Annotated in this window: 10 protein-coding genes and 1 tRNA gene; 6 read left to right on the top strand and 5 right to left on the bottom strand. The window is 73.9% G+C overall.

Annotated features, from left to right (window positions below; genetic code table 11):
• The first annotated feature begins 43 nt into the window (after nucleotides 1–43).
• Both IH44_RS0107040 and IH44_RS0107035 read left to right on the top strand, forming a co-directional pair.
• A tRNA-Val gene (locus IH44_RS0107040) sits at nucleotides 44–115 on the top strand.
• A 128-nt stretch (nucleotides 116–243) separates the two neighbouring features.
• Nucleotides 244–834: a flavoprotein gene (locus IH44_RS0107035; RefSeq protein ID WP_030458542.1), complete on the top strand. Its 591-nt coding sequence runs from the start codon at nucleotides 244–246 to the stop codon at nucleotides 832–834.
• Here IH44_RS0107035 and IH44_RS0107030 read toward each other — a convergent pair.
• Complete coding sequence (locus tag IH44_RS0107030; RefSeq protein ID WP_051816651.1) at nucleotides 831–1,481, bottom strand: response regulator transcription factor; 651 nt, start codon at nucleotides 1,479–1,481, stop codon at nucleotides 831–833. The genes IH44_RS0107035 and IH44_RS0107030 overlap by 4 nt on opposite strands.
• 113 nt (nucleotides 1,482–1,594) lie before the next feature.
• Entirely contained in the window at nucleotides 1,595–2,557 is a 963-nt protein-coding gene (locus IH44_RS49635; RefSeq protein WP_081966768.1) for a histidine kinase, read from the bottom strand.
• A 139-nt stretch (nucleotides 2,558–2,696) separates the two neighbouring features.
• Between IH44_RS49635 and IH44_RS0107020 the strand changes: the two genes are divergently transcribed.
• Both IH44_RS0107020 and IH44_RS0107015 read left to right on the top strand, forming a co-directional pair.
• The gene (locus tag IH44_RS0107020) at nucleotides 2,697–3,404 is read left to right on the top strand and encodes an ABC transporter ATP-binding protein (RefSeq protein ID WP_030458539.1); all 708 of its coding nucleotides are present in this window, start codon (nucleotides 2,697–2,699) and stop codon (nucleotides 3,402–3,404) included.
• Nucleotides 3,401–5,722, top strand: a complete 2,322-nt coding sequence (locus IH44_RS0107015; protein WP_030458538.1) for an FtsX-like permease family protein — start codon at nucleotides 3,401–3,403, stop codon at nucleotides 5,720–5,722. The genes IH44_RS0107020 and IH44_RS0107015 overlap by 4 nt, the downstream gene beginning before the upstream one ends.
• Nucleotides 5,723–5,755: 33 nt before the next feature.
• Here the strand turns inward: IH44_RS0107015 and IH44_RS0107010 are convergent, their stop codons facing one another.
• Nucleotides 5,756–7,102, bottom strand: a complete 1,347-nt coding sequence (locus tag IH44_RS0107010; protein WP_030458537.1) for an acyltransferase — start codon at nucleotides 7,100–7,102, stop codon at nucleotides 5,756–5,758.
• Between the two features lie 323 nt (nucleotides 7,103–7,425).
• On the opposite strand from IH44_RS0107010, the gene IH44_RS0107005 reads away from it, so the two are divergent.
• Complete coding sequence (locus IH44_RS0107005) at nucleotides 7,426–8,985, top strand: APC family permease (protein WP_030458536.1); 1,560 nt, start codon at nucleotides 7,426–7,428, stop codon at nucleotides 8,983–8,985.
• 65 nt (nucleotides 8,986–9,050) lie between these two features.
• On the opposite strand, the gene IH44_RS0107000 is transcribed toward IH44_RS0107005, so the two are convergent.
• Entirely contained in the window at nucleotides 9,051–9,701 is a 651-nt protein-coding gene (locus tag IH44_RS0107000; protein WP_030458535.1) for an NAD(P)-dependent oxidoreductase, read from the bottom strand.
• Between the two features lie 275 nt (nucleotides 9,702–9,976).
• Here IH44_RS0107000 and gcl point away from each other — a divergent pair, with 275 nt between their 5' ends.
• Nucleotides 9,977–11,758 (top strand): glyoxylate carboligase, encoded by a 1,782-nt coding sequence (gcl, locus tag IH44_RS0106995; RefSeq protein WP_030458534.1) that lies wholly within the window; start codon nucleotides 9,977–9,979, stop codon nucleotides 11,756–11,758.
• Here gcl and IH44_RS46310 read toward each other — a convergent pair.
• Nucleotides 11,748–11,888, bottom strand: a complete 141-nt coding sequence (locus IH44_RS46310; RefSeq protein ID WP_157852176.1) for a hypothetical protein — start codon at nucleotides 11,886–11,888, stop codon at nucleotides 11,748–11,750. The genes gcl and IH44_RS46310 overlap by 11 nt on opposite strands.
• Between the last annotated feature and the right edge of the window lie 136 nt (nucleotides 11,889–12,024).

Below are 12,024 nucleotides of genomic sequence, written 5' to 3'. Positions count from 1 at the left end.
GTCCACTCGTCGTGTGACCGGCCGCGCCGGTGCACTTCGGCGAGGGCGCATAGCTCAGCGGTAGAGCGCCGCCCTTACAAGGCGGATGTCGGCGGTTCGAAACCGTCTGCGCCCACCTCGCACAGCAGTAGGACAGCCAAAGGCCCAGGTCGGAGCAGGAACCCGACCCGGGCCGTTCGCTTTTTCCGGGCGGGGTCGCCCGGGGCGTTGCGGGGGCGGGTGCCGAGCCGGTTGCATGGCGGGATGGCAGAGGACGCGGGGGCCGGGCGGCCGGTGGTGTACCTGTTCGGGTCGGCGGCGGGGGTGGTGACCGGGATCGAGGGGGCGGTGCGGGCGGGCCTGGAGCGGGGGTGGGACGTGGCGCTCGGGCTGACCCCGACGGCGCGGGAGTGGCTGGCGGGGCGGGGGCCGGAACTGGAGGGGCTGACCGGGCACCCGGTGAAGTCCGCGTACCGCAGGCCGGGGCAGCCGGACGTGCTGCCGCACGCCGACGCGGTGCTGTTCGCGCCGGCCACCTTCCACTCGGTCAACAGCCTGGCGCTGGGCCTGACCTCCTCCTGGGTGGTCGGCTACGCGGCGGAGGCGGCGGGCAAGGGCGTCCCGGTGCTGCTGATGCCCTGCGTCAACACCGCGCTGGCCGCCCACCCGCAGTTCCCGCGCAGCGTGGCGGCGCTGCGCGAGGCGGGTGTGCAGGTGCTGCTCGGCGCGGGCGGCTTCGTCCCGAACGAGCCCGGCGCGGCCGCCCCGTACCCGTGGGACGCGGCCCTGGACGCGGTGGCCCGGGCGCTGGCGGAGCGGGCCGCCCGGGGGAACGGTGCTGCGGGCGGGGCCTAGTCGGGGCGGCTGCCCGGGGTGACGAGTCCGGTCTCGTAGGCCACGACGACTGCCTGGGCGCGGTCCCGCAGGCCGAGCTTGGCGAAGATCCGGGCCACGTGGGTCTTCACCGTGGCCTCGCTGAGGGTCAGTGCGCCGGCCAGTTCGGTGTTGGACAGGCCGCGTCCGAGCAGGGCCAGCACCTCCAGTTCGCGCGGGGTGAGCGCGTGCAGGCGGCGGGGGGCGGCCGGGGTGCCGGGTGGACGGGCCGGGTCCGGGTCGCCGGTGGAGGTGGAGGTTGCGGTGGCGGTGGCGAAGCGTTCGACCAGTCGCCGGGTGATCGAGGGCGCGAGCAGGGCGTCCCCGGTGTCGACCAGCCGGACGGCGGCGGCCAGGTGGGCGGCGGTGACGTCCTTCAGCAGGAAGCCGCTGGCACCGAGGGAGAGCGCGGCGTAGACGTAGCGGTCGAGGTCGAAGGTGGTCAGCATGAGCACCCGGCAGTGCGGGTCCTGCGCCAGGATGCGGCGGGCCGCCTCCAGGCCGTCGAGGTTCGGCATCCGGATGTCCATCAGGACGACGTCGGGCCGCAGTTCGCGGGCGGCCGTCACCGCCTCCACGCCGTCGGCGGCCTCGCCGACCACGTCGATGCCGCGCGCGGTCAGGATCATCCGGAAACCGGTGCGGATCAGCTCCTGGTCGTCGGCGATCAGCACCCGGGGCGAGGGCGAGGGCGCGGGCGAGGGCGAGGGCGCGGCCGGGCCGGGTGCCGCGGCGTCGGCGGTCACGGCCGCTCCAGGGGGAGGCGGGCGCGGACCCGGTAGCCGCCGCCGAGGCGCCGGCGGGCGTCCAGCTCGCCGCCGTAGACCGCGACCCGCTCCCGCAGCCCCAGCAGCCCGTGCCCGGCCCCGTCCTGCCGCCCGGCCCCGTCCTGCCGCCCGGCACCGTCCTGCGGCTTGCCGGCGCCCGGCGGACGCCCGGCCGGCTGACCGCCGGAGCGGACGTTCGGCTGACCGCCGGAGCGGACGTTCGGCTGACCGCCGGAGCGGACGCCCGGCCGGTCGCCGGGCCGGTCGCCGGAGAGGACGCTGGGCCCGCTGTTCAGCACCTCGACCCGCAGGGCGTGCTCGGCGTAGCGGACGGTGACCTCGACGGGGCGGCCGTCGCCGTACTTGAGGGCGTTGGTCAGGGCCTCCTGCACGATCCGGTAGGCGGTGGTGTCGATCCCGGCCGGCAGCGGTCGCGGCTCGCCGGAGATCCGCACCTCGACCGGCAGTCCGGCGAAGGAGAAGCGGTCGACCAGGGCGCCGAGCCGGTTCAGGCCGGGCTGCGGGGAGAGCCGGGCCTCCGCGCCGTCCTCCTCGCCGTCCTGGGAGGGGGCCAGCAGGCCGAGCAGGTGGCGCAGTTCGGTCATGGCGTCCCGCCCGGCGCGTTCGACGGCCGCCATGGCCGTCGCGGCCTGTTCCGGCATGGTGGCCAGCACCTCGCGGGCGGCGGTGGTCTGCACCACCATCAGGCTCACGTTGTGGCTGACGATGTCGTGCAACTCCCGTGCGATCCTCGCCCGTTCGGCGTCGATGGCGGCCTCGGCGGCGCTCTCCCGCTCGCGTTCGAGCAGCCAGCCGCGGTCGTCGAGCGCCTTGCGGTGGCGCCGCCGCTCCCGGGCCAGTGCCGCGGCGAGCCACCCCGCCGCCGCGCCGGTCGCCGCCAGCGCGGCGAGCAGTCGTTCCGTCTCGGATCCCCACACGGGGACCCACCCTGGCAGGCCGCGCCGGGCTCCGCATCATCCGCCGGGAGCAGCCCGTACATCTCCGGGATGACCCGGGCCGGCGGTTACATCCGCAGGCCGACGACCGGCGGGTGCGGCCGCCCGTAGCTTTCCTGCCATGGACACGGACGACGGCACCGGCAAGGTGGTCGTACGCCTCGACGGCGTGCGCAAGGAGTACGGGGACGCGGTCGCGCTCGACGGCGTCTCGCTGGAGATCAGGGCGGGGGAGGCGGTGGCGGTGATGGGACCGTCGGGCTGCGGGAAGTCGACGCTGCTCAGCATGGTGGCGGGCCTGGACCGGCCGACCGCGGGGTCGGTCGTGGTGCACGGGGAGGACCTCGGGGAGCTGGACGAGACCGGTCTGGCGCTGTACCGGCGCCGGCGGATCGGCATGGTCTTCCAGTTCTTCCACCTGATCGACGACCTGTCGGCGCTGGACAACGTCGCGCTGGCGGCCCAGCTGACCGGGACGCCGGCCCGGGCGGCGCGCCTGCGGGCGCTCGAACTCCTCGACGAGCTGGGGATCGCCGACCGGCGCAACGCCTACCCGGCGGTGCTCAGCGGCGGCGAGCGGCAACGGGTCGCCGTGGCGCGGGCCCTGATGAACCGTCCGGCGGTGCTGCTGGCCGACGAGCCGACCGGCGCGCTGGACAGCCGCTCCGGCGAGCAGGTGATGGACCTGCTGATCGACCTCAACCAGATCGGCCAGACGCTGCTGATGGTCACCCACGACCCGCGCCTGGCCACCCGCTGCGCCAGCCGGCTGATCGAGTTCGCCGACGGCAGGGTGGCCCGCGAGAGCACCCTGGAGCGGTCGGCATGAGCGCGGTCTGGTCGGCCTCGCGGGCCGCGGTGAAGCGCCGGCGGCTGCAGACGACGATCATCGGCGTCGTCGTCCTGCTCTCCACCGCGACGATCACCATCGCGCTGGCGCTGATGGCGGCCGCCGCCGCCCCCTTCGACGACGCGTTCGCCCGGCAGAGCGGTGCGCACGTGGTGGCGGTCTTCGACGGTTCCGGGGTGACGGACGGGCAGTTGGCGCGGACGGCGGGGAGCCCGGGCGTGCAGGCCGCGGCCGGCCCGTTCGCCGAGGCGGTCGTCAACGTCCCCGAGGGGGTGCGGGGCTTCGTGGCCGGCCCGCTGACGGTGGTGGGCCGGCCCGCGCCGGACGGCCGGGTGGACCGGGTGGACCGGGTGGACCTGTGGGCCGGCCACTGGCCCGCGGGGCCGGGCGAGATCGTCCTGAACAGCGGCCCCGCCAACGGCGCCTCGTTCGCCCCGGACCGCACGGTGCCGCTGCCCGACGGGTCGGTGCTCAGGGTGGTCGGCTTCGCCTCCAGCGTGAGCCAGTCGGCCGGCGGGTGGGTGACCCCGGAGCAGGCCGCGGCCCTGCACCCGACGGCCGTCCAGATGCTCTACCGCTTCACCGCCGCCGGGACGGACGCCGAGGTCCGGGCCGGGCTCGCCGCGGTCACCGCCGACCTGCCCGCGGGCGCGCTGACCGGCTCGCAGTCCTACCTGGACCTGCGCCGCAGCGTCGCCACCCGGACCGGCGCCTACGTCCCGTTCCTGATGACCTTCGGCGTCCTCGGGCTGGTGGTGGCGGTCCTGATCGTGGTCAACGTGGTCGGCGGCGCGGTGGTCTCCGGGTTCCGGCACATCGGGGTCCTGAAGGCGGTGGGGTTCACCCCGAACCAGGTGGCTGCGGTCTACGTGCTGATGGTCTCGGTGCCCGCGGTGCTGGGCTGCCTGCTGGGCACCCTCCTCGGCGACCTGCTGGCCGGGCCGCTGCTGGCCGGGGCGTTCCAGGGGCTCGGGATCCGCGGCACCGGCGTCGACCACCGGGTGGACGCCGTGGCGCTGCTGGGCATGCCGGTGGTGGTGGCGCTCGCCGCGCTGGGCCCGGCGCTGCGGGCGCACCGGCTCTCGGCGGCCGAGGCGATCAGCGCGGGCAGCGCCCCGCGGGCCGGGCGGGCGCTGGGCGTCCAACGCCGGCTCGGGTCGCTGCGGCTGCCGCGCGCGGTCAGCCTGGGGCTGGGCCAGCCCTTCGCCCGTCCGGCCCGCACCGCGCTGACCACGGCGGCGATCGTCCTCGGCGTCACCGCGGTGACCCTGGCGAGCGGTCTGACCGGCACCATGACCGCCTACTCGGACGCGGAGGAGCACAACGGCACCTACCAGGTCGAGGTCTCCGTCGACCGGCCCGACCGGCCGGGCGGGGCCGTTCCGGCGCTGGGCGACGGCGCCGCGGAATCGCTGCTGCGCTCGCTGGGCGCGGTGCAGGTCACCGCCGTCGGGTGGCAGAACGTCAAGCTCGCCGGCTCCGCGCAGAGCCTCAGCGGCCAGTTCCTCCGCGGGGACTCCGCGAGCCTGCACTACGCGGTGGTCAAGGGGCACTGGCTGGACGGCCCGGGGCAGGTCGTGGTCTCGGGGGGCTTCCTGCGCCAGCGCGGCCTGGCGGTCGGCGATCCGTTGCACCTGGACCTGGGGGAGCGGCGGACCACGGTGACGATCGTCGGGCAGCTGATGTCCTACGACCCCGACGGGGTGCTGTCCAACTGGGAGACCCTGCAGCGGCTCGCCCCGGAGCAGCGGGCCGGCGACTACCTGGTGCAGCTCGCCCCGGGGGCCGACGCCGGCGCCTTCGCGGCGGCCTTCCGGACGGAGGCCGGGCCCGGGTTCCGGGCCCAGGAGCACCCGGACGAGCTGAACCAGGGGACCTTGACGGTCGTCGGCTTCGCGTCGCTCTTCACCGCGATGCTGGCCGTGGTCGCCGCGCTCGGCGTCTTCAACACGGTGGTCCTCACCACCCTCGAACGCCGCCGCAGCCTGGGCATGCTCAAGTCGATCGGGATGACGCCCCGGCAGGTCACGGTGATGACGGTGACCTCGATGGCGGCGCTGGGGGCGGTCGGCGGCGCGATCGGCCTCCCGCTCGGGATCCTCGCCCACCGCCTGGTGGTGCCGGCGGCCGGGCGCGCGGCGCGGATCGACTTCCCGGCGTCGATGCTGCACGTCTGGCACGCGCCGCTGCTCGTCCTGCTGCCCTTCTCGGGCCTGCTGATCGCGGTGCTCGGCGCGTACGTCCCGGCGCGGTCCGCGGCCCGGCTGACCATCGCGCAGGTGCTCCGCGACGAGTGAACCGGCGCGGCCCCGGCCGGAGTCGACGCCGCGTCAGAGCAGCTTGCGCGGGGCGACGGCCGGGGCGGGGTCGCCGGGGCGGCGGTGGGGGTGGAGCAGGGCGGCCGCGGTGCGGAGCCTGGCGGCGGCGCGGGCGGGCAGGACCAGGGTGCAGAGGTGGCCCTCGCCGCGGGGGCCCTCGACCAGCCAGGAGGTCCAGGGGAGTTGGAGGGTGGCGGCGGGGCTGAAGGCGACCGGGCGGTGGCCGGCCAGCGGGAGGTCCTGGAGGCCGAGGCGGCACCAGCTGGAGACGGTGAGGGTGCGGCGGGCGGGGTCGAACCCGGCCGGGACGCAGTCCGCGACGCGGTCGCGGCCGATCTCTTCGAGGAAGCGCAGGTTGCTCCGGACGCCGAGGTGCTTGTCGGTGAACTCCTCGACGGCGGTGCGCAGTTCGGCGGCGTACCGGGCGGGGGCGGTGCCGGGGCGGTAGGGCAGCCGGATCTCGCCGAGCAGGTTGCCGAGGGTGCCGTCGGGCAGGCCGAGGACGCGGCGGAGGTTGACCGGCACGGTGAGGGTCTGCTCCTCGTCGCCCGCGCCGTCCACCTCGCGCAGCACGTGCAGCAGGTGGGCGCAGAGCGCGTCGTTGGCGGACAGGCGGCGGCCGGCCTCGGCGCTGTGGGCGGCGCGCAGCCGCTCGGTCTCGGCGGGGGAGAACCAGATCTGGACGGTGCGGTTGGCGAGGGCGGCCCCGGCGACGGCCCGGCGCAGTTCGGCGGCCTCGGCGGCGTCGGGCAGCCGCAGGCCGGGGGTGCCGCAGTCCTCGGCGGGCAGGTGGGCGTCGAGCTGGAGGTCGCGGTCGGGGGCGCGGTGGGCCTCGGGGAGGGCGGTGCCCTCGGTGCAGGCGGACCAGGTGCGCAGCAGCAGGGCGAAGGTCTGCATGTCGCCGACGGCGTGGTGCCAGGAGACGCCGAGCGCGCAGGTGCCGTCGGTGAGCCGGTTGAGCCGGACGGTGAGCAGCGGCAGCGGTTCCCGGCGGGCCTCGGTGGCGCGGACGTGGTCGACCAGGCCGCCGGCGGGCAGCGCCATCCGGTCGAGCGCCTCGGTGAGGGTGTGGGGGGCGTCGGCGACGGTGAAGGGGACGCCGGAGTCGTCGGTGTCGATCCAGAGGCCGCCGTCGGCGCCGGTGCGCAGGCGGCCGGCGAACTCGGGCAGGTGGCCGAGGGCGCGGGCGAGGCCGTCGGCGAGGACGTCGGGGTCGAGCGGGCGGTCGTGGAAGAGGACGACCGAGACCGGCAGGTCGGCGAGCAGCAGGTCGCCGACGGAGCACCGGACCGGCCCGGGGCCGGGGCGGCCGGCCCGGACGGTGCGGACCTCGGTGTCGGACGTCAGCGTGCCGGTCATCCCGGTTCCCTCCCCTGATCCCTGAAATGACGGGGGAACGATAGGGGCCCGCGGGCGGGGACACCAGAGGTGTCCGAACGAACGGTTCCGGTCCGCACCGGTATGTGGTGTTTCTCATACTCATGCCCGAAAAGGCGGAAACGGGGTGCGGTGCGGTTTTCGTCCCCGGCCGAGCGGCAGCCTGGGGGGAGGAAACGAAGGCTGTTGACGCCAAAAGACCATGAAATCAACGGAATATTACCCGATCATTCGGGTGAAGCGAAGGTGATCGACCGGCTTCCGCCTCGGCCTGCTGCGGAAACAGTGGGGGTTACGGTTCCGGCATGGTTCAGCTCCACAACCGCCCGGGCGTCGACGAAGCCCCCGGTGCCCAAGCCCCGGGCGGCGTCCGCTCCAAGGGCCTCGACAGCGACTCGGTGGGCCTGCTCGGCAACGCGGTGATCGGCGTGTCCACCGTCGCCCCGGTGTACTGCCTGACCACCACCCTGGGCACCACGGTGGCCGCCGTCGGCCTGCAGATGCCGGCCCTGTTCCTGGCCGGCTTCCTGCCGATGATGCTGGTGGCCTTCGCCTACCGGGAGCTGAACAAGGCGATCCCGGACAGCGGCACCTCGTTCACCTGGACGGTCAAGGCGTTCGGCCCCAAGGTCGGCTGGATGTGCGGCTGGGGCCTGGTGATCGCCACCATCATCGTGCTGTCCAACCTGGCGGGCGTCGCCACCGAGTACCTGTACCTGCTGCTCGGCGAGATCACCCGCAGCGACTCGGTCGCGGCGTTGAACGGCAACCGGCTGGTCCACGTGGCCACCTGCCTGGCGCTGATCGCGGTGGCCACCATGATCAGCTACCGCGGCATGACCGCCACCAAGGGCGTCCAGTACGCCCTGGTCGGGCTGCAGTTGGCGGTCCTCGGGCTGTTCGGCGTGATGGCGATCGCCAAGGCCGCCGGCCACGGCGCGGCCGGTTCGCTGCACTTCTCCTGGAGCTGGCTCGACCCGTTCCGGGCCAGCTCGTTCAGCTCGTTCGTGGCGGGCCTGTCGCTCTCGCTGTTCATGTACTGGGGCTGGGACGCCTGCCTGAGCGCCAACGAGGAGACCGGCGGCAGCGAGAAGACCCCCGGCCGGGCCGCGATGCTGGCGATGGCGGTGCTGGTCGGCTCCTACCTGTTCACCGCCGTCGCGGTGCAGATGTACGCGGGCATCGGCACCACCGGCACCGGCCTGGGCAACCCGGAGACCTCCTCCAACGTGCTGGCCGTGCTGGCCGGCCCGGTGATGGGCACCGGCCTGGGCGTGCTGCTGTTCGTCGCGGTGCTGGCCTCCGCCTCCGCGAGCCTGCAGACCACCTTCATTCCGGTCAGCCGCACCGTGCTGGCGATGAGCGTGTACGAGGCGCTGCCCGCCTCCTTCACCACCGTCAACGAGCGCTACCGGACCCCCGGCCGGGCGATCGTCACCGCGGGCGTCGGCACCGGCGCGTTCTACACCGTGATGACCCTGGTCAGCTCGCACGTGCTGGCCGACACCATCGCCGCGCTGACGCTGATGATCTGCTTCTACTACTCGCTGACCGCGTTCGCCTGCGCCTGGTACTTCCGCCGCGACCTGCGCAACTCCGTCCGCGACGCGCTGCTCAAGTGCGTCTTCCCGCTGATCGGCGGGCTCACCCTGGCCGCGATCTTCGCCAAGTCGCTGGTCGACATGGCCGACCCCGCCTACGGCAGCGGCAGTTCGGTGTTCGGCGTCGGCTCGGTCTTCGTGGTCGGGGCCGGGCTGCTGGCGCTGGGCCTGCTGGTGATGGCCGTGATGATGCGCCGCAGCCCGGCGTTCTTCCGCGGCGAGGTGCTCACCCGGGACACCCCCGCCCTGGTCGTCCCCGACTGAGCCGGGGAGCGCCGAGGGCCCCGAACCACCCGGTGGTTCGGGGCCCTTCGGCGTCGCGGGGCGGGTCAGTACGCGAGGGTGAAGCGCTCGCCGAGGTGCTGGGGGTCCTCGACCTCGTCCAGCAGCGCCACCGCGTAGTCCTCGGTGGAGATCCGGCTCTCGCCGTCCGCGCCGATCAGCAGGTCCTCCAGGCCCGTGCGGTAGACGCCGGTGCGCTCGCCGGGGGCGATGGTGCCGGCCGGGGAGAGGTTGGTCCAGCGCAGGTCGCTGACGGTGCGCAGGTGGTCCAGCGCGTCGCCGTGCGCGTGCATGATCTGCAGCAGGAACTCCGGCAGGCCGGGGGTGTCCCAGACCTGCTTGCCGTCGGGGGTGCGCAGCGAGCCCGCGCCGCCCACCGTGACCAGCCGCGGCGCGTCGGCGCCGAGCGTGCGCAGCCCCGTCACCAGCGACTCGAAGGACGGCTTGATCAGCGCCTGGTGGCCCGGCCCGTCGCCGCCGCCGACCGCGCTGACCACCACGTCGGCGCCCTTGGCGTGCTCGGCCACCGAGGCCGGGTCCAGCACGTCGCCGACCGCGACGGTCAGCGCGGGGTGGACGGTCGTCAGCTTGGCGGGGTCGCGGACCACGGCGGTCACGGTGTGGCCGCGGCGCAGCGCCTCGTCCAGCACGCGGGAGCCGATGGTGCCGGTGGCGCCGTACAGGGTGATGGTGCTCATCGTGTGGGTCTCCTCTGGTGGGTCCGCCGATTGGCGTTTTCCGTCGACACCACGACCGTACGGGCGGGCCGGGCAGGTGGGCGAGGTGCCGGTCCGACAGAGGCTGGTGAAAAACGGACAGCCGTCGGGCGCGGGGGAGCGGGGCGGGCGGGCGGCTCTGCAACGTTTTGTTGAAACCTACCTTGACGGCCCCGGCGCGGCCGCCTTAGCTTGCTTTCGCATTCCAAAACTATTCTTCCGTATCACGGAAGAAGCGTCGACGGCAGGAGTAGCCGATGCCCCGCATGACAGCCGCCCGCGCGGCCGTGGAGATCCTCAAGCTCGAAGGCGTCGAGGTGGCGTTCGGCGTGCCCGGCGCCGCGATCAACCCCTTCTACGCCGCGCTCAAGGCCTCCGGAGGCATCCGGCACACCCTGGCCCGGCACGTCGAGGGCGCCTCCCACATGGCCGAGGGCTACACCCGGGCGAAGGCGGGCAACATCGGTGTCTGCATCGGGACGTCGGGCCCGGCCGGCACCGACATGATCACCGGCCTGTACTCGGCCACCGCCGACTCGATCCCGATCCTGTGCATCACCGGCCAGGCCCCGGTCGCCCGGCTGCACAAGGAGGACTTCCAGGCCGTCGACATCGCCTCGATCGCCAAGCCGGTCACCAAGGCCGCCACCACCGTGCTGGAGGCCGCGCAGGTCCCCGGCGTGTTCCAGCAGGCGTTCCACCTGATGCGCTCCGGCCGGCCCGGCCCGGTGCTGATCGACCTGCCGATCGACGTCCAGCTGACCGAGATCGAGTTCGACCCCGAGGCGTACCAGCCGCTCCCGGTGCACAAGCCGGCCGCCAACCGGATCCAGGTCGAGAAGGCGATCGCCCTGCTCCAGGAGTCCGAGCGGCCGCTGATCGTGGCCGGCGGCGGCGTCATCAACGCCGACGCCGCCGAACTGCTGCTGGAGTTCGCCGAGTTGACCGGCGTCCCGGTCGTCCCGACGCTGATGGGCTGGGGCATCGTCCCGGACGACCACGAGCTGAACGCGGGCATGGTCGGCCTGCAGACCTCGCACCGCTACGGCAACGAGAACTTCCTCGCCTCCGACTTCGTGCTCGGCATCGGCAACCGCTGGGCCAACCGCCACACCGGCGGCCTGGACGTCTACACCGCGGGCCGGAAGTTCGTCCACATCGACGTCGAGCCCACCCAGATCGGCAAGATCTTCGCCCCGGACCTGGGCATCGCCTCGGACGCGAAGGCCGCGCTGGTGCTGCTGATCGAGGTGGCCCGCGAACTGGCCGCCGCCGGGCGGCTGAAGGACCGCCGGGAGTGGGCCGCCGGTACCCAGGCGCGCCGGGCCGAACTGCAGCGCAAGACCCACTTCGACGACGTGCCGCTCAAGCCGCAGCGGGTCTACGAGGAGATGAACCGCGCCTTCGGCCCGGAGACCCGGTACGTCACCACCATCGGCCTCTCGCAGATCGCCGGCGCGCAGCTGCTGCACGTCTACAAGCCGCGGCACTGGATCAACTGCGGCCAGGCCGGCCCGCTCGGCTGGACCATCCCGGCCGCGCTCGGCGTCGCCGCCGCCGACCCGGAGGGGCAGGTGGTCGCGCTCTCCGGCGACTACGACTTCCAGTTCATGATCGAGGAACTGGCGGTCGGCGCCCAGCACCGCATCCCGTACGTGCACGTGCTGGTCAACAACGCCTACCTGGGGCTGATCCGGCAGGCGCAGCGCAACTTCGACATCGACTTCCAGGTCAAGCTGGAGTTCGAGAACATCAACGCCCCCGAGCTGGGCGTCTACGGCGTGGACCACGTCCGGGTGGTCGAGGGCCTGGGCTGCAAGGCGATCCGGGTCACCCGGCCCGAGGAGCTGCTGCCCGCGTTCGAGGAGGCGAAGAAGCTGGCGGCGGAGTTCCGCGTCCCGGTGGTGGTCGAGGCGATCCTGGAGCGGGTCACCAACATCTCGATGGCCGCCGCGGACATCGACAAGGTGATGGAGTGGGAGGAGCTGGCCACCGGTCCGGGCGACGCCCCGACCGCGATCCGCGCCCTCAACGCCTAGAACGCGGGTGCAGGGCCCTGCCGGTGAGCCAGAGCGCGAGCACGAGGACGCTCACCAGCAGGGCCGGGGCGGCGAGGTGGGTGATGGCCCAGGCGGTCAGGGCGAGGGCGATCAGGGCGACGAGCAGCATGGCGACACCTTCCGGTTTCGGTGAACGAGTGTTCGCTGAGTGTCGGTCAGTACTCTAGCGAGGCTGGCCAAATTCGGCAAACGACTGTTTACTGAACGCCGTGACGACGCCCCCCGCCCCCGGCTCCACCCCCGCT

Origin of the sequence: Kitasatospora sp. NRRL B-11411, from assembly GCF_000721345.1 — a bacterium.
In the GTDB taxonomy this organism is placed as follows: domain Bacteria; phylum Actinomycetota; class Actinomycetes; order Streptomycetales; family Streptomycetaceae; genus Kitasatospora; species Kitasatospora cineracea.
The sequence above is the reverse complement of the archived record's forward strand: the minus strand, read 5'-3'. Positions and strand labels throughout refer to the sequence as shown.

Excerpts from the sequence above, each read along its gene's own strand:
- IH44_RS0107035 (WP_030458542.1), top strand. The coding sequence starts at position 244 with ATGGCAGAGGACGCGGGGGCCGGGCGGCCGGTGGTGTACCTGTTCGGG.
- IH44_RS0107030 (WP_051816651.1), bottom strand. The coding sequence starts at position 1,481 with ATGATCCTGACCGCGCGCGGCATCGACGTGGTCGGCGAGGCCGCCGAC.
- IH44_RS0107020 (WP_030458539.1), top strand. The coding sequence starts at position 2,697 with ATGGACACGGACGACGGCACCGGCAAGGTGGTCGTACGCCTCGACGGC.
- IH44_RS0107015 (WP_030458538.1), top strand. The coding sequence starts at position 3,401 with ATGAGCGCGGTCTGGTCGGCCTCGCGGGCCGCGGTGAAGCGCCGGCGG.
- IH44_RS0107010 (WP_030458537.1), bottom strand. The coding sequence starts at position 7,102 with ATGACCGGCACGCTGACGTCCGACACCGAGGTCCGCACCGTCCGGGCC.
- IH44_RS0107005 (WP_030458536.1), top strand. The coding sequence starts at position 7,426 with ATGGTTCAGCTCCACAACCGCCCGGGCGTCGACGAAGCCCCCGGTGCC.
- IH44_RS0107000 (WP_030458535.1), bottom strand. The coding sequence starts at position 9,701 with ATGAGCACCATCACCCTGTACGGCGCCACCGGCACCATCGGCTCCCGC.
- gcl (WP_030458534.1), top strand. The coding sequence starts at position 9,977 with ATGCCCCGCATGACAGCCGCCCGCGCGGCCGTGGAGATCCTCAAGCTC.
- IH44_RS46310 (WP_157852176.1), bottom strand. The coding sequence starts at position 11,888 with ATGCTGCTCGTCGCCCTGATCGCCCTCGCCCTGACCGCCTGGGCCATC.